Annotated in this window: 14 protein-coding genes; 6 read left to right on the top strand and 8 right to left on the bottom strand. The window is 69.5% G+C overall.

From position 1 onward, the window contains the following. The first annotated feature begins 276 nt into the window (after positions 1-276). Positions 277-2,304, top strand: coding sequence for an aminopeptidase P family protein (locus HHL28_RS01390; protein ID WP_075770969.1), 2,028 nt, complete (start codon positions 277-279; stop codon positions 2,302-2,304). Between the two features lie 209 nt (positions 2,305-2,513). Here the strand turns inward: HHL28_RS01390 and HHL28_RS01395 are convergent, their stop codons facing one another. From HHL28_RS01395 to HHL28_RS01425, 7 genes are all read right to left on the bottom strand, one after another. Next, a complete protein-coding gene (locus HHL28_RS01395; RefSeq protein WP_075770970.1) occupies positions 2,514-2,945 on the bottom strand; it encodes a helix-turn-helix domain-containing protein in 432 nt (143 codons plus the stop codon). Between the two features lie 185 nt (positions 2,946-3,130). After that, positions 3,131-3,703 (bottom strand): DUF3833 domain-containing protein, encoded by a 573-nt coding sequence (locus HHL28_RS01400; RefSeq protein ID WP_075770971.1) that lies wholly within the window; start codon positions 3,701-3,703, stop codon positions 3,131-3,133. 151 nt (positions 3,704-3,854) lie between these two features. Next, positions 3,855-5,165, bottom strand: coding sequence for an MFS transporter (locus tag HHL28_RS01405; RefSeq protein WP_075770972.1), 1,311 nt, complete (start codon positions 5,163-5,165; stop codon positions 3,855-3,857). 106 nt (positions 5,166-5,271) lie between these two features. Further along, positions 5,272-6,513, bottom strand: coding sequence for an SAM-dependent methyltransferase (locus HHL28_RS01410; protein WP_449687115.1), 1,242 nt, complete (start codon positions 6,511-6,513; stop codon positions 5,272-5,274). Then, positions 6,510-7,367 carry a DUF1365 domain-containing protein gene (locus tag HHL28_RS01415; protein WP_404326226.1) on the bottom strand — a complete coding sequence of 286 codons (858 nt, stop codon included), beginning with the start codon at positions 7,365-7,367 and terminating at the stop codon, positions 6,510-6,512. Before HHL28_RS01415 ends, HHL28_RS01410 begins: the two co-directional genes overlap by 4 nt. Positions 7,368-7,393: 26 nt before the next feature. After that, a complete protein-coding gene (locus tag HHL28_RS01420) occupies positions 7,394-8,866 on the bottom strand; it encodes an NAD(P)/FAD-dependent oxidoreductase (protein WP_169654565.1) in 1,473 nt (490 codons plus the stop codon). Positions 8,867-8,879: 13 nt separating this feature from the next. Further along, on the bottom strand, positions 8,880-10,373 hold the full coding sequence (locus HHL28_RS01425; protein ID WP_075770974.1) for a cryptochrome/photolyase family protein: 1,494 nt from the start codon (positions 10,371-10,373) through the stop codon (positions 8,880-8,882). Positions 10,374-10,721: 348 nt separating this feature from the next. Here HHL28_RS01425 and HHL28_RS01430 point away from each other — a divergent pair, with 348 nt between their 5' ends. Continuing rightward, a complete protein-coding gene (locus tag HHL28_RS01430) occupies positions 10,722-11,204 on the top strand; it encodes a fasciclin domain-containing protein (RefSeq protein WP_083699080.1) in 483 nt (160 codons plus the stop codon). Between the two features lie 279 nt (positions 11,205-11,483). Beyond that, a complete protein-coding gene (locus tag HHL28_RS01435) occupies positions 11,484-12,671 on the top strand; it encodes a zinc-dependent alcohol dehydrogenase (protein ID WP_075770975.1) in 1,188 nt (395 codons plus the stop codon). Positions 12,672-13,110: 439 nt separating this feature from the next. Here HHL28_RS01435 and HHL28_RS01440 read toward each other — a convergent pair whose 3' ends face one another. After that, complete coding sequence (locus HHL28_RS01440; RefSeq protein WP_075770976.1) at positions 13,111-13,866, bottom strand: ABC transporter ATP-binding protein; 756 nt, start codon at positions 13,864-13,866, stop codon at positions 13,111-13,113. A gap of 91 nt (positions 13,867-13,957) precedes the next feature. On the opposite strand from HHL28_RS01440, the gene HHL28_RS01445 reads away from it, so the two are divergent. From HHL28_RS01445 to HHL28_RS01450, 3 genes are all read left to right on the top strand, one after another. Next, positions 13,958-15,088, top strand: a complete 1,131-nt coding sequence (locus tag HHL28_RS01445; protein ID WP_404326229.1) for an ActS/PrrB/RegB family redox-sensitive histidine kinase — start codon at positions 13,958-13,960, stop codon at positions 15,086-15,088. Positions 15,089-15,090: 2 nt separating this feature from the next. Further along, complete coding sequence (locus tag HHL28_RS18125) at positions 15,091-15,327, top strand: ATP-binding protein (protein WP_404326231.1); 237 nt, start codon at positions 15,091-15,093, stop codon at positions 15,325-15,327. 80 nt (positions 15,328-15,407) lie between these two features. Next, a complete protein-coding gene (locus HHL28_RS01450; RefSeq protein WP_083699082.1) occupies positions 15,408-15,989 on the top strand; it encodes an ActR/PrrA/RegA family redox response regulator transcription factor in 582 nt (193 codons plus the stop codon). Positions 15,990-16,043 lie beyond the last annotated feature (54 nt).

Genomic DNA, 16,043 nt, shown 5'->3' on the forward strand with positions numbered 1-16,043 from the left:
AAGGCTGTGGAAACACTAGGGTTTCATTTTCCTGTCGGACCATAGCCATGACGAATTCTCACGGCGGTCCCATCTTTATGTCGTGCCAAGCGGCTTTGCTGCCACAGGTTTCGGACCTTGCCCGGGCGGCCTGCCTGCCCCTGGGGCCGACTCCGCGGGGGTTCGCCGCGGCGCCGGCCTTGTTCCCCCCTGTCGGCGCGGGCGGCGCTTGCACCCTGTCCGCCGCCGCTCTAGCCTGCGCCGCAATGTCCCATCCAGCCGCCGAGAGTGCCGCCCGTGGAACCCGTCCTTGCCGCCAGCTACCGTGGCGATGCCGAGCTTGACCGCCTGCTCCGTGCCGAGGGGGTCGCCCTCACCGCGGCCCAGGTGCGCGACCTGATCGCCGGCGTCAACGCCGCCCCGGACGGGGAGGATGCGGATGCCTGGCTGGCCCTGGTGGGGCCGCGCCTGGGTGACGGGCTGGCCGCCCAGCTCAGGGCCCTGCGCGCCGCCACCCCGCGCCCCGACCTGCCAGAGGTGGGCGACCACGCCGCCCGGCTGGCCGCCCTGCGGGCCGAGCTGCACCGCCGCGGGCTGGACGGCTTCGTCATCCCCCGCGCCGACGAGCACCAGGGGGAATACGTGCCCCTGCGCGCCAACCGAATGGCCTATGTCAGCGGCTTCACCGGCTCGGCCGGCGCGGTGGTGGTCCTGCGGGACCGGGCCGCCATCTTCGTGGACGGCCGCTACACCCTGCAGGTCCGGCAGGAGGTGGATGAGAGGCTGTTCGAGATCCGCAGCCTGACCGACGACTTCCAGGGCGACTGGGCCGCGGCATCCATGGCCGCCGGGCAGAAGCTGGGCTTCGACCCCTGGCTGCACACGGTGGGTTGGGTGGAGCGTATGCGCAACTGCCTGGCCCGCGTCGGCGCGGAGCTGCTGGCGGTGGAGGGGAACCCGGTGGATGCCGTCTGGCACGACCAGCCGCCGGCCCCCCTGGGCGTCGTCCGCGCCCACCCCATCCAGTTCACCGGCAAGTCCGGCATGGAAAAGCGGGCCGAGGTGGCGGAGGAGCTGCGCAAGGCCAACACCCAGGCCGCCGTGCTGACCCAGCCGGACAGCATCGCCTGGCTGCTGAACATCCGCGGGGCGGACGTGCCCTGCACCCCGCTGCCCCTGTCCTTCGCCACCATCCGCGATGACGGCGACGTGGACTGGTTCGTGGACCGGCGCAAGCTGGCCCCGGCCTTGGAGGAGCATCTGGGCAACCAGGTCGCCATCCGCGCGCCGGAGGAGCTGGGCGCCGCGCTGGACGCGCTGGGCGCCGCCAAGGCCCGCGTCCGTGTGGACCCGTCCACGGCGGCCGTCTGGGTCTTCGACCGGCTGCATGAGGCCGGCGCCCAGGTGGAGCGGGAGGGGGACCCCTGCGTCATGCCCAAGGCCTGCAAGAACCCGGTGGAGATGGAAGGCGCCCGCGCCGCCCACCGCCGCGACGGGGTGGCGGTCAGCCGCTTCCTCGCTTGGCTGGACCGGGAGGCGCCGCGGGGCGGCCTGGATGAGATCGGCGCCGCCGAGCAGCTCCTGGCCCTGCGGCGGGAGGTGCAGCACTTCCAGGGGCAGAGCTTCGAGACCATCTCAGGCGCCGGCCCCAACGGCGCCGTGGTCCATTACCGCGCCAGCCCCAAGACCAACCGGAAGATCGAGCTGGACAGCATCTTCCTGCTGGACAGCGGCGGCCAGTACCTGGACGGCACCACCGACATCACCCGCACCATGGCCGTCGGCACGCCTTCGGCAGAGATGCGGCGCCACTTCACCCTGGTGCTGAAGGGCCACATCGCCCTGTCCACCGCCGTCTTCCCCAAGGGCACCACCGGCAGCCAGTTGGACGTGCTGGCGCGGGAACCGCTGTGGCGGGCCGGCCTGGACTATGACCATGGCACCGGCCACGGGGTGGGCAGCTTCCTCTCGGTGCATGAAGGCCCGGCGCGCATCGCCAAGATGCCGAACACCGTCCCCTTGTTGCCCGGCATGATCCTGTCCAACGAGCCCGGCTACTACAAGACCGGCGCCTATGGCATCCGGATCGAGAACCTGATCCTGGTCCAGCCCGCCGACCCCATCCCGGGCGGGGAACGCCCCATGCTGCGCTTCGAGACCCTGACCCTCTGCCCCATCGACCGCCGGCTGGTGGAACCGGACCTGCTAACCCCGGCCGAGCGCGACTGGCTGAACGCCTACCACGCCCGCGTCCGCGCCGAACTCTCCCCCGGCCTGGATGCGGAGACGGCGGCATGGCTGGAGCAGGCGACGGCGCCGGTGTGAGCCCGTCGCCGTAGCACCCCCTCACCCCAACCCTCTCCCCGGTGGGGAGAGGGGGCAGGTTGGTGCCTAAAACCCGCGTAGACCTTACAGAACTGGCACATTCCCCCTCTCCCCCCTGGGGAGAGGGTCGGGGTGAGGGGGCAACCCCGCTCCAGCACTAGGACAGCGCCGGGTGAGGGGACAACCTCGCCTCAGGAAAGAGCCCCTCCTCACGACGCCAACGCCAATCCCCGCTTCATCGCCCGGTACTGCCCCGGCGTCATGCCCACCGCCCGGCCGAACACGCCGGTCAGGTGCGCCTGGGATGAAAACCCCGTGGCCGCGGCCACCTGGGCCAGGGGCAGGTCCCCCTCGGCCAGCAGGCGGCGGGCGGCCTCCACCCGCTTGGCCAGCACATAGCCGTGGGGCGCCTTGCCCGTGGCGCCCTTGAAGCGGCGGGCGAAATGGCTGGGGCTCAGGCCGGCCACCTCGGCCAGCCGCTCCAGCGACAAATCCTCGTCCAGGTTCGCCTCGATGAAACCCACCACCCGGCGCAGGCGGAAACGGGACAGGGCGCCGTCGCCCGGGTCACGGGACAACAGCCGGTCCAGCGGCTCGATGGCGAAGGCGGGGGCGGTGGCGGCGCAGGCGGCGAGGCACATGGCAGCGCTCCGGGGCAGGGGGATGTCAGGCGGGCGGACGGCAGGAAGACCGCGGGGAGGCGGCCGAGCCATTCACGTCCCGCACCTTTTCCCGGGCGCAGGGATTCCGTCTGTGCGCGTCGTCACTTCTGTACCGACCGGTTGGCTATTTTCCCGACGATCCCCGAAGGCGGGGAGGGGGCGGGTTACTCCGCCGCCTGTGTCCTTGCCGCGGCGGGGGCCATGCCCACCCCTTCCTTGCGGAAGGCGATGGTGACCGTGGCCAGGTGGATGCCGAACTTGCTGATCTCCGCCCGGTTCAACAGCACTCCGTCGGGCTGCAGGAACATCCAGTCGTCGAAATGCACCTTCATGCGGCCGTCGCCGTACTTCAGGTTGAAGTCGTATTCCATGAAGAAGGCGTTGCCGTACAGCTTGCCCCGGGACGGGCCGATGGCGTCGGCGGTGCGGCCCTCCCAGCCATGCTCGCCCTGCTTGGCCAGCTTCCAGATCCGCTGCTCGACCTCCCCGTCGTTCCAGACGAAATCCTCCACCAGGGTCAGGGTCGTGCCATCCCAGGTGCCCTGGATGTCGGCCACGAACTGGCGCTTCACGTTGCCGAAGCGGTCCTCCACGATGCCATAGGCGCGGGTCCGGCCCTGGAAATACTCCTCCAGGACCAGCTTGGGCGTGTTGTTGGCGAAATCCTCGGGCTTCATGCTGCTGCACCCGGCGAGCACGGCCACGGCCGCGACAAGGATGAGGAGGCGGCGGAGCATCTGTTTCTCGTCGTCAGGGGTTTCGTCAGGCCAGCGGCGGGAGCCCCCGGCTCGCGCCGCTGGAGGCCGGCGACCGCCGGCCCGCGGGCTCGTGCCCGCGTAAGCCAAGCCCGCAGATGCGGGCGCCCGGCGCTTGAGGGAGCAAAGAACGTCAGTTTCTCTGGGCAGCGATCCTGCGCCGCAGCTCCACCTGTGCCGCCTCGTCCAGCGGCCAGTGCCAGAGCAGGGCGATGGCCCCCAGCTTGAAGAGGATGGGCACCAGGCTGTACAGCAGGGTCAGGGCGGTCAGGGCCGTTTCGTCGTTCGGCCCCTGCACGCTGAAGCCGAACAGACCCGCCGCCGTCAGCCCCAGCGCCGCCAGCGCCACCGCCAGCTTGGTCGCCAGGCCCCACAGGGCGAAGTACAGGCCCGTGCGCGCCGTGCCGGTGCGGGCGGTGTCGGCGTCCACCACATCCGCCTGCATGGCCGACGGCAGGATCAGGTCGGCCCCCAGCGCCGCCCCGGTGGCGATGCAGACCACCAGGAACGGCACGAAGTCCCCCGCCCCCAGGAAGGGCACCACCGCGAACCAGCCACAGGCCCAGATCATGGCCGCGCACCAGGTCCGGTGTTTCCCGTATCGCCTGCTCAACCCCAACCACAGCGGCACCGCCAGCAATCCCGACGCGAAATAGGCCAGCAACAGCGGCCCCGCCCGCTCCCCTTCCACCAGTCGGAACTGCACGAAGAAAAAGAAGAGCTGGGAGGGCAACCCGTTCGCGATCCCGTTAAGGACGTAGGCCAGAACCAGTCGCCGGAAAGGGGCGTTGCCCGCCAGGACTGCGATTCCCTCCCGCAGCCTTGGTCGCGGTCCGGCCAGGGGCGGTGGTTCCGGCACGAATACCAGGGCGGGAAGCATGGTCACTGGCAGGGCGACCAGCACGAACAGGGCCAGCACCCGCAGCGCCTCCCCCTCCTGCCCCGCTGCCCCGGCGCCCAGTGCAACCGGCAGGACCAGGGCCGTGACCGTGCCCACCACCGCCGCGCCCTCGCGGAAGGCGCTGACCCGCGTCCGCTCGTGATAGTCGCCGGACAGCTCCGCCCCCCAGGCGGTCAGCGGCACCATTACCAGGGTCCAGCCCAGGAACAGCAGGCCGCTCCACCCCAGCAGGTACCCGGCCCCCACGTCCGGCGGCGGCACCAGCAGGAACCAGGTGCCCGCCAGCACCAGCGGCAGCCCCGCCAGCATCCAGGGCTTGCGGCGGCCGATGGGGGTCTGGAACCGGTCCGACAGCCAGCCCACCAGCGGGTCCGTCACCGCGTCCCACAGCCGCGTCAGCAGCAACACCGTCCCCAGCACCCCCAGCGGCACGCCCAGGGCGGCATAGTGCGGGTGCAGGAAGACATAGACGGGTAGAACCAGCGCCGCCAAGGGCAGCGCCGGCAGGCCGTAGAGGAAGAGGATCTTCCGTGACAAAGGCATGCGGGCCCCCGTAGGTCGGATTAGCGCCCGGCAGGGCGCGTAATCCGACGGCAAAGCTGAGGCGTGTGGGGCTGTCGGATTACGGCGCCACGGCGCCTAATCCGACCTACGTCTCACGGCTTCGCGATGCTCGCGTGCACCACGTCGATGCAGCCCACGCGGAAGCCGGCGGCGCAGTACCACAGGTACTGTTCCCACATGCGCTTGAACCGCAGGTCGAAGCCCATGCGCGCCAGGTCCGGCCAGGCGGCCTGGAACTTGTCCTGCCACTCGTCCAGGGTCCGGGCATAGTGCAGGCCATAGCGCTGCATCCCCTGCCAGGCCAGCCCCGCCTGCTCCACCACCGCCCGCAGCTTCGTCGGGCTGGGCAGCATGCCGCCGGGGAAGATGTATTTCTGGATGTAGTCGGCGCCCTTCCGGTACAGCTCGAAATCCTTCTCGTCGATGGTGATGATCTGCAGGCAGGCCCGCCCCCCGGGGCCAGCCGGTCATGCACCGTGTCGAAGAAGGTCGGCCAGTACCGCTCCCCCACCGCCTCGAACATCTCGATGCTGGCGATGCGGTCGAACTGGCCCGTGGTGTCGCGATAGTCCTGCAACCGGATCTCCACCCGGTCGGCCAGCCCGGCCTTCTGGATGCGGGCGGCGGCATAGTCGTGCTGCGCCTGGCTGATGGTGATGGCTGTGACCTTGGCCCCTACCTCCCGCGCCGCGAACTCGGCGAAGCCGCCCCAGCCGCAGCCGATCTCCAGCACGTGCTGCCCGGCCTCCAGCCCCATGGACCGGGCGATGGCGGCGTATTTCCGCGCCTGCGCTTGCTCCAGCGGCTCCGCCTTGGCCAGGTCGGCATAGACGGCCGCCGAATAGGTCATGCTGCCGTCCAGCCAACGGCCGTAGAACTCGTTCCCCAGGTCGTAATGGTAGGCGATGTTCTTGCGGCTGCCGTCCTTGGTGTTGGGCTTCAGCATGTGCAGCAGCAGCTGCACCAGCCGGAACCAGCCGCGGCCGTTCATGGCGCGGTCCAGCTCAGCCTCGTTCCGCAGGGCCATCTCGAACAGGGCGGGCACGTCGGGGCTGGTCCAGTCCCCGTCCAGGTAGCTCTCGCAGAAGCCCAGCTTGCCGCCCACCAGCATCCGCCCCGCCAGCCGGTCGTTCCGCACCACCAGCACCCCGTGCGGCCCGGGCTCCGTGCCATCGAACCGGTGCGTGGTGCCGTCCGGCAGCACCACGCTCAGGCAGCCGACCCGGATGGACGGGGCCAGGCCCAGCAGCAGCCGCATCATGCGTGAAGGCCGGTATCCGGCGGCGTAGGATTCGACGCGGGCCTCGGTGCCATACTCTTCGGTCATGGATCCACCACTTCTGTGAGGCCAGATAAGGTGTGTCGCCGATCGGGCGTGGCAAGCCGTATGGGCGGTTCGGGGCGCGAATGGAACTTCGCGCCCTTGCGCCAAAGGTGAAATGCCTCCCAATGGATGGCACCGATCACCTTTAATGTCACCAACGGATGGGTGAGGAACGCTTTCACCAGGGCGCCCGCCGTCAGGTCCCGCCGCCGCCCGGTCTGGGTGGCCAGCATCAGGTCGCCCTTGGCATCCGCGTGGGTGATGCGGATGGACAGGCTCTCCCCCGGCACCGACAGGGCGAAGCGGTAGCCCCCGGCGATGTCCATGAAGGGGGAGACGTGGAATTCCTTGGCGTGACCGTGGGACAGCACGCCTGCGTCCGCCTCTTGCGGGCTGACCGGGGCCACATAGGTGTGCTGGTCGCCGAAGGTGTTCTTCACCTCGTACAGCACGGCCCGCAGCCGCCCGTCCGGCCCGTGGCAGAAATAGGTGCTCAACGGGTTGAAGGTGTAGCCCAGCACCCGCGGGAAGCACAGGATGCGGATGGCCCCGCCTTCCAGCCGCACCCCCGCCTCCGCCAGCCTTGCCTCCACCCAGGGGCGCAAGGGGCTGCCGTCGCGGGCCCCATGGTCCTTGTCATGGAACCCGAACAGGTTCGCCTTGTTGTGGGAAAGGGGCCAGGGCAGCACGTCGAGGCGGTCCAGGTCGAGGAGCAGGCTGTAGACCCGGTACGTGAAGGCGTGCCGGAACGGATGCAGCCGCGCGTGCCCCACCCGGCAGAAATAGATGGCATGGAGGCTGGGCGTGTCCGGGGTCGGGGCACGGTGGTTCTCATGGCTCCTGGCTTTGCGCGGCAAGGGTGCTTGGCGATGCGCCAACCGCCCTATTCCCGCTTCCCCCGCGAAGGCGGGGGTCCACAGTTCTTCAACGACAGTGCCGCGGCACCCCGGTCAAGAACCGTGGGCCCCCGCCTTCGCGGGGGAAACACAGTCATTGCCGGGATCGGCCGTGCGACACCCTCAATCCGCCGCCTGCAACTCCGCCGCCCCCGCGGCCGCGCGTTCCGCCCGGCGGGGCTGGCGTCGGTGCAGGTCCAGGGCCGCTGCGCACCCAGCGCCTCGGCCACCGCAAGGCCTGCGGACAGCCCGTCCTCATGGAAGCCATAGCCCATGTAGGCGCCGCAGAACCAGGTGCGGCGCACGCCCTGGATGCGGCCCACCTCGCCCTGCGCCTCGATGGCCGCCTTGTCGAAGACCGGGTGGTCATAGATGAACTCCCGGATCTTGTGGGTCTGGGCCGGCTCCACGATGGGGTTCAGGGTGACGAACAGGGGCGTGCGGCGGTCGATGTTCTGCAGCACGTTCATCCAATAGGTGACGCTGACCTTGGCCTGCCGCTCCCGCGTGGCGTTGGCCAGGTAGTTCCAGGCGGACCAGGCCTTGGGCCGCTTCGGCATCAGGATCGGGTCCCGGTGCAGCACCGCCCGGTTCGCCTGGTATCGGAAGGCGCCCAGGATGCGCTTCTCCTCCTCCCCGGCGTCGGCCAGCATGGCCAGGGCCTGGTCGGCATGGGCGCCGATGATGACGTGGTCGAACGTCTCCGACAGGCCTTCCGCGTCCTGCACATGCACGCCGCCGGGCAGGCGGGTCAGGGAGCTGATGGCCCGGCCCTTGTGCACCTTGCCGCGCAAGGTCTCCAGGATCGCCTTGACATAGGTCCGGCTGCCCCCGCGCACCGTGCGCCATTGCGGCCGGTTCTTGATCTTCAGCAGCCCGTGGTTCTGGAAGAAGCGCACGAAGCTCAGCGCCGGGAAGGCCAGCATCTCCCCGATGGTGCAGGACCAGATGGCCGCCCCCATGGGCAGCAGATGATCATAGATGAAACGGTGGCCATAGTTCTGCCGCACCAGATACTCGCCCAGGGTCATGCCCACGGATGACGGGTCGTTCAGCAGCTTCGGCGCTTCCCGGTAGAAGCGCACGATGTCCCGCAGCATCAGGTGGTAGGTGGGGCTGACCAGGTTCCGCTTCTGGGCGAACATGCCCTTCAGGTTGCTGCCCGAATACTCCAGCCGGCCCCGGTCCAGCGACACGGCGAAGGACATGTCCGACGCCTCCGTCGGCACCTTCAGGTGGTCGAACAGGGCGATCAGGTTGGGATATGTCGACTCGTTGAACACGATGAATCCCGTGTCCACCGGCACCGGACGCCCGTCATGGCCGGGGGCCTCCACCGTGTTGCTGTGGCCGCCGACATAGTCGTTCTGTTCGTAAACCGTGACGTCATGGCCCTGCCTGTCCAGCAGCCACGCGGCGCTGAGACCTGAAATGCCGGCCCCGATGACCGCGATCCTCATCTTCCCCACCCCCTCACGCGTCCGTCGGCGCGGGGATGTCCCCTTCCGCCGCGCCAGCCTTCACCTGGGCGAAGGCGGCCAAAGCCCGCTCCCGCCCCTTGCCATGCTCCACCACCGGGGCGGGATAGGTCTTGCCCAGCACCACCCCGGCCCCCGACAGCACCATGGGCGGCGCTGTCCAGGGGGCGTGCACATACTTGTCCGGCAGCCGCGCCAGCTCCGGCACCCAGCGGCGCACATAGCGGCCGTCCGGGTCGAACTTCTCCCCCTGCAGCACCGGGTTGAACACCCGGAAATAGGGGGCGGCGTCGGCGCCGCAACCCGCGATCCACTGCCAGCCCGCCGAATTGTTGGCCAGGTCCGCGTCCACCAGCGTGTCCCAGAACCAGCGTTCCCCAGCCTGCCAGGGTTGCAGCAGGTGCTTCACCAGCAGGGACCCGACGATCATCCGCACCCGGTTGTGCATCCACCCGGTTTCCCAAAGCTGCCGCATCCCGGCATCCACGATGGGATAGCCGGTGCGCCCGCGCTTCCAGGCGGCCATCAGCTTGGGGTCGGGTTGCCAGGGGAAATCCTCGAAGCGGGGGTTCAGGGGCCGGTCGGGCAGGTGCGGGAAATGATACAGCAAGCCGTGGGAGAATTCCCGCCAGATGATCTCCCGCAGGAAAGACTCCACGTTTTCCCGGCAGGACGGGCGCTTGTCCCGGGCCAACAGACCCATGGCGGCGTGCCAGACCTGGCGGGGCGACAGTTCCCCGAAATGCAGGTGGGGGGACAGGCGGGACGTGCCGTCCATGCCCGGAATGTTGCGTCCCTGGGCGTATCCCTCGCAGGCCTCTGACAGGAACCGCTCCAGCCTTTCCAGGGCCCCGGGCTCCCCCGGCTTCCAGAAGGCGCGCATGCCGCCGGCCCAGTCCGGCTTGGTGGGCAGCAGGCCCCATTCCTCCAGCGTGTCCGATTCGGGGCTGGCCGCCGGGGCCGCCAGCCTGTCCGGCGCCGGCCGCGGCTCCCCCGCCTTCGTGCGGGCCAGCACCGCCTTGTAATAGGGGGTGAAGACCTTGTACGGGTTCCCGGCGCCGGCCAGCACGGTCCAGGGCTCGTTCAGCAGGTTGCCGTTGCAGCTCACCGCCTCCACGGAGGATTTCTGCAACTCGGCCTTCAGGCGGCTGTCCCGCTCGATGCTGGCGGGGTCGTAGTTGCGGTTCCAGGTGACCAGGGCCGCCCCCGTCTCCGCCGCCAGCTTCCCCACCACCACGTCCGCCGGGCCCCGGCGCAGCACCAGCGGCGCCCCCAGCCGCGCCAGCCCGTCCCGCAGCGCCGCCAGGCTGTGGTGCAGCCACCAGCGCGACGCCCCGCCGGGTTTCCACTCGCCGGGAGTCAGGTCATCCAGCACGAACAGCGGGATCACCGGCCGCCCGCTTTCCACGGCATGGGCCAGGGCGGGGTTGTCGGCCAGGCGCAGATCCTGGCGGAACCAGACGATGGCCGGGGGCAGCGTGGGTGACATGGGACCGGTTGGAGGTAGCGTTTTGGGCTTAGGAGGATGGTTCGGCCCGCCCGTCCGTCAATGGCTGGCGAGCGCATCAGTATCCACAGGAAACATGTGGACGACACGCAAATGACATGAACAGTAAATCCTGATAATCCAAGATAAAGCCCCGGAAGGCTCAAAAAACATAGAAACCAGTACAGAGAACGGGCGCAGTTACGGACGGTGAAACCATCCGGATCACTTCATGAAGAAAATTTAATTACTGGGCTGGTCACTTGCCGCCCGGCCCTGGAAGGACAGATCGCTATGCAGCCGGGGCGACGTTCCCCGGGACCCCAGAAACCCCAGGGAAGGATGCATCCGATGATCCGCCTCGCCACCGCCGCCCGCAGCCTGGCGCTTGCCGCCGGCCTCGCCCTCGCCGCCACCGCCGCCCAGGCGCAGGACATCGTGGACGTGGCTGCCAAGAACGGCAGCTTCAACACGCTGGTGAAGGCCGTGCAGGCCGCCGGCCTGGTTGACACGCTGAAGGGCACCGGCCCCTTCACCGTCTTCGCCCCCACCGACGCCGCCTTCGCCAAGCTGCCCGCCGGCACGGTGGAAGACCTGCTGAAGCCGGAGAACAAGCAGAAGCTGACCGAAATCCTCACCTACCACGTCGTCCCGGGCAAGGTGATGGCCAAGGACGTGAAGTCCGGCCCGGCCAAGACCGCCCAGGGCTCCAACCTCACCCTGAAGGCCGATGGCGGCAAGGTCATGGTGGACAACGCCACCGTCACCACCGCCGACGTGGCGGCCAGCAACGGCGTGATCCACGTGATCGACACGGTGATCCTGCCCAAGTGACCGGCAAGGTGGCGGGGCAGGGGGGGCCAATCCGTCGCAGGCGGTTTGCCGCTTGAAAGACCGGTCGGCCCCCCTATCTCGACCTTATGCCTGGCGGCGGCGCCGGGTCCGATCCCTCCCCCGGTTCGGACCTGTTCCCCCCTGCGGCCCCGCCGGCACCAACGCGGCCCGGAGCGTCCCCCCACGCTCCGGGCCGTTCGCTTTTCCCGGAACGTCCCGCAACGTCAGCCTGTTGGGACCTGCTGATCGGACCGCCCATCAGGAGACGGAGGGAAAGGCATGCGCGCGCTTTGCTGGCACGGCAAGGGGGACATCCGCTACGACACGGTGCCCGACCCGCGGATCGAGGACGCGGAGGACTGCATCGTCAAGGTCAGCAGTTGCGCCATCTGCGGCTCCGACCTGCACCTGATGGACGGCTACATCCCCTTCATGGAGCGGGGCGACGTCCTGGGCCATGAGTGCATGGGCGAGGTGGTGGAGGTCGGCAAGTCGGCCAACGGGCTGAAGGTGGGCGACCGGGTGGTGGTGCCTTTCACCATCACTTGCGGGCGGTGCGAGCAATGCCGCCGCGGCAACTACTCGGTCTGTGAAAACTCGAACCGCAACGCCGCCCTGGCGTCCAAGATGTTCGGCCACACCACGGCCGGCCTGTTCGGCTATTCCCACATCACCGGCGGCTATGCCGGCGGCCAGGCGGAATATGTGCGGGTACCCTTCGCCGCCAACACGGTGATCAAGGTGCCGAAGACCGGCATGACCGACGACCAGCTCCTGTTCCTGTCGGACATCCTGCCCACGGGCTGGCAGGCGGCGGTGCACGCCGACATCCAGCCGGACGACGTGGTGGCGGTCTGGGGCTGCGGCCCGGTGGCCCAGTTCTGCATCAAGAGCGCCTTCATCCTGGGCGCCCACACGGTCATCGCCATCGACCGGGTGCCGGAGCGGCTGGCCATGGCGCGGGAGGCCGGCGCCATCACCATCAACTTCGAGGAAGAGAACGTCCTGGAGCGGCTGAAGGACCTGACCGGCGGCCGCGGCCCCGACAAGTGCATTGAGGCGGTGGGCATGGAATCCCACGCCGGCCTGGGCTCCCTGGAAGGGGCGCTCGGCCTCTACGACAAGGCCAAGGCCACCCTGTTCCAGGAAACGGAGCGCCCCGCCGCCCTGCGTGAGGCCATCTATGCCTGCCGCCCCGGCGGCATCGTCTCGGTGCCCGGTGTCTATGGCGGCATGGCCGACAAGATCCCCCTGGGTTCCATGATGAACAAGGGCCTGACCATCCGCACCGGCCAGACCCATGTCCGCCGCTTCGCCGAGGATTTGCTGCGCCGGATCGAGGAAGGCCAGATCGACCCCACCTTCGTCATCACCCACCGCCTGCACCTGTCCGAGGGCCCCGAGGCCTACCACACCTTCCGCGACAAGAAGGACGGCTGCATCAAGGTGGTCCTGTCCCCGAACTAAGTCCCCTCTCCCTGGGGAGAGGGTGGCGCGAAGCGCCGGGTGAGAGAGGTGGGCATAGAGACCCACCTCTCCCTCTGTCCCAGTGCGATCAAGGCGGTCGGGCGCGCGAGGAGGGTGGTCCAGTCAACACGGACGACACGGACCCGCTTCGCGGCCACGGACAAACACGGACCGCTGTTCGGCCGTCCGGTGCTGGTCCTCGTACCGCGGCGAAGCCGCAATGAAGCTTCAGTTTGACGTTATGCAGTCCGAGGACATGAAGCCGAACAATCCTGCGGCTTCGCCGCGTGGCGTCGGTGCCTCGTGGGCCGTGCGACCCCTCACAAGACCGTCCGTGCATGTCCGTGGCCGCGAAGCGGCGTCCGTGTCGTCCGTGCCAAACGGCACCGCCACCAGCCACAGGCCCGACCGCCTCATCCTGCACCCCAAGCCGGCAGGTTCACTCCGCCGCCGCCCGCCGGTCCCGCGCGATGTCCAGGAACACGTCCTCCAGGTTCCCCCGCCCGTACCGGGCCAGCAGGTCCGTCGGGGTGCCCTGGTCCACCACGCGGCCCTTCTTCATCATCAGCACCGTGTGGCACAGCCGTTCCACCTCGGCCATGTTGTGGCTGGCCAGCAGGATGGTGGCGCCGGTGCGTACCCGGAACCGCTCCAGATAGGTGCGGATCCAGTCGGCCGTGTCCGGGTCCAGGCTGGCGGTGGGCTCGTCCAGCAGCAACAGCTCCGGCTCGTTCAGCAGGGCCTTGGCCAGGGCCACCCGTGTCTTCTGCCCGGCGGACAGGCCGCCTGACGGCCGGTTCAGCAGGGGCACCAGGTCCAGCTCCTCCGCCAGGGCGCGGATGCGCCGCTTGTGCCCGGTCAGGCCATAGAGGTGGGCATAGACGGTCAGGTTCTCCTCCACCGTCAGCCGGTGGGGCAGGTCCACATAGGGGCTGGAGAAGTTCATCCGCGGCAGCACGCGGTACCGTTCCCGCAGCATGTCCTGTCCCAGCACCTCCACCTTGCCGGCGGTGGGCAGCAGCAATCCCAGCAGGATGGAGATGGTGGTGGTCTTGCCCGCCCCGTTGCCGCCCAGCAGGGCCACCGTGTGCCCGGCCGGCACGGTGAAATCGACGCCGTCCAGCGCGGTGACGCCGCCGAAGCGCTTGGTCAGTCCCTGGACACGGATGGCGGGGGGAAGGGTGGGCTCTGGCATGGAAACGGATATGGCCGCGGACCCCGGCCTTGCCTAGACTGCGCTGCCCGGCGCGGACGGGTAAGACGCCATCCAGACCGTAGAAAGTGTCATGACAGAGGCGAGAAGCACCCCCGGCCCCACCCGCGTCCCGAGCATCCCGCCCGCCCCCGCCGCCATCCCCGCCGCGCCCGACCCCGGCGGTGACCTGGCGCTCCGCGGGTCGGAGGACCGGGTCAGCGCCCGCACGCTGATCGCCATCCGCTGGATGGCCGTGGGCGGCCAGCTCGCCACCCTGGCGGTGGTGGAGTTCACGCTGGGTTTCGAGCTGATGATGGGCCACGCCCTGCTGGCGGTGGCGGCGTCCGTCCTGACCAACCTCTATGCCCTGCGGCGGCTGGCCCGGCAGCCCTTCCTGGGCGACCGGGATGCGGCCCTTTACCTCGGCTACGACATGCTCCAGCTCACCTTGCTGCTCTACCTGACGGGCGGGCTGGAAAACCCCTTCGCCGTGCTGCTGCTGGCCCCGCTGACGGTGGCCGCCAGCACCTTGGGCAAGCAGGCGGTGATCCTGCTGACGGGCCTCGCCGTGCTCTGCTTCACCGGGCTCGCCCTGCTGGCCTTCCCGCTGCCCTGGCCGGGCAGCAGCGGCATCGCCCTGCCGCCCCTGTACAAGGTGGGCATCTGGGTGGCGCTGGTCTTCTCCGCCGGCTTCACGGCCGGTTACCTGTTCCAGGTGGCGGACGGGGCCCGGCGCCTGTCCGCCGCCTTTGCCGCCAGCCAGGCGGCCCTGTCCCGGGCCCAGCGCGCCTCGGCCGTGGGCGCCCTGGCCGCCGCCGCCGCGCATGAGCTGGGCAGCCCCCTCGGCACCATCGCCGTGGTGGCCAAGGAACTGGCCCGCGACCTGCCCCCCGACTCGCCCGCGGCGGAGGACGTGCAGCTCCTGCAAAGCCAGGTGGCGCGCTGCCGCGACATCCTGGCGGAACTGTCCCGCAGCAACGCCGCCAGCGGCGTGGCGAAGCCCGACGTGCCCTTCGGCGCGCTGGTGGAAACGGCGGCCAGCCCCTACCGCCGCCCGGGCGTGGATCTGGTGATCGAGTCGCGCAACGAGCCGGAGGACGGCGTCCCCGACATCCGCGAAGGCCCGGAGATGCTGCACGGCCTCGCCAACATCCTCCAGAACGCCATGCAGTTCGCCCGTACCCGGGTGACGGTGGAGATCGACTGGGCCCCGCCGGGGTGACCATGACCATCCGCGACGACGGCCCCGGCTTCCCGCCCGGCCTGCTGGCCCGGCTTGGGGAACCCTACGTCTCCGGCCGCAGCGCCGCCGCGCGGGAAGCGGCGGGCAACATGGGCCTGGGCCTGTTCATCGCCCAGACCCTGCTGGAACGGTCGGGCGGCCAGGTCTCCTACGCCAACCCCCGTTCCGGCGGGGCGGCGGTTGCCGTGCGCTGGAAAAAACCCACCTTTACCGTATAGAGTTGTGTAACAATGCGACTTAACGCGGCGCGACAGAAAGAACGCCGCTTCGGTAACCACCAGGTGCAGGTATCACAGAAATGGCCGATGACGCCCTGTCCGCCCAGGACCAGCCGAAGCTCACCTTCACCGGTGACGCGTCGCGCAGTCTCCTGATCGTGGATGATGACGGGCCCTTCCGCACCCGCCTCGCCCGCGCCATGGAACGCCGCGGCTTCGACGTGGTGGCGGTGGACTCGGTCCATCTGGGCATCGAGGTGGCGCATGAAAGCGCCCCCCGCTACGCCGTCGTGGACCTCCGCCTGGGCGACGGCTCGGGGCTGGAGGTGGTGAAGGCCCTGCGCGACGCGCGGCCCGAATCGCGCATCGTCATGCTGACCGGCTACGGCAACATCGCCACCGCCGTGGCGGCGGTGAAGGCAGGGGCGGTGGACTACCTGCCCAAGCCCGCGGACGCCGACGCCGTGGAATCCGCCCTCCTGGCCGACGGCCCCCTGCCGCCCCCGCCGGAAAACCCCATGAGCGCCGACCGCGTGCGGTGGGAGCACATCCAGCGGGTGTTCGAGCAGTGCGACCGTAACGTGTCGGAGACGGCCCGCCGCCTGAAGATGCACCGCCGCACCCTGCAACGCATCCTCAACAAGCACGCCCCGCGGGGGTGAGGGCGGGGGCGGGAACACCGCCCCTATCCGAACGAAAGGGCTGAAGCGCAACGG

The organism is Aerophototrophica crusticola, assembly GCF_012913305.1.
Classification (GTDB): Bacteria; Pseudomonadota; Alphaproteobacteria; order Azospirillales; family Azospirillaceae; genus Niveispirillum; species Niveispirillum crusticola.

Coding starts and splice junctions, on each gene's coding strand:
- HHL28_RS01395 (WP_075770970.1), bottom strand. CDS start 2,945: ATGTGCCTCGCCGCCTGCGCCGCCACCGCCCCCGCCTTCGCCATCGAG.
- HHL28_RS01400 (WP_075770971.1), bottom strand. CDS start 3,703: ATGCTCCGCCGCCTCCTCATCCTTGTCGCGGCCGTGGCCGTGCTCGCC.
- HHL28_RS01405 (WP_075770972.1), bottom strand. CDS start 5,165: ATGCCTTTGTCACGGAAGATCCTCTTCCTCTACGGCCTGCCGGCGCTG.
- HHL28_RS01410 (WP_449687115.1), bottom strand. CDS start 6,513: ATGACCGAAGAGTATGGCACCGAGGCCCGCGTCGAATCCTACGCCGCC.
- HHL28_RS01420 (WP_169654565.1), bottom strand. CDS start 8,866: ATGAGGATCGCGGTCATCGGGGCCGGCATTTCAGGTCTCAGCGCCGCG.
- HHL28_RS01425 (WP_075770974.1), bottom strand. CDS start 10,373: ATGTCACCCACGCTGCCCCCGGCCATCGTCTGGTTCCGCCAGGATCTG.
- HHL28_RS01430 (WP_083699080.1), top strand. CDS start 10,722: ATGATCCGCCTCGCCACCGCCGCCCGCAGCCTGGCGCTTGCCGCCGGC.
- HHL28_RS01435 (WP_075770975.1), top strand. CDS start 11,484: ATGCGCGCGCTTTGCTGGCACGGCAAGGGGGACATCCGCTACGACACG.
- HHL28_RS01440 (WP_075770976.1), bottom strand. CDS start 13,866: ATGCCAGAGCCCACCCTTCCCCCCGCCATCCGTGTCCAGGGACTGACC.
- HHL28_RS01445 (WP_404326229.1), top strand. CDS start 13,958: ATGACAGAGGCGAGAAGCACCCCCGGCCCCACCCGCGTCCCGAGCATC.
- HHL28_RS18125 (WP_404326231.1), top strand. CDS start 15,091: ATGACCATCCGCGACGACGGCCCCGGCTTCCCGCCCGGCCTGCTGGCC.
- HHL28_RS01450 (WP_083699082.1), top strand. CDS start 15,408: ATGGCCGATGACGCCCTGTCCGCCCAGGACCAGCCGAAGCTCACCTTC.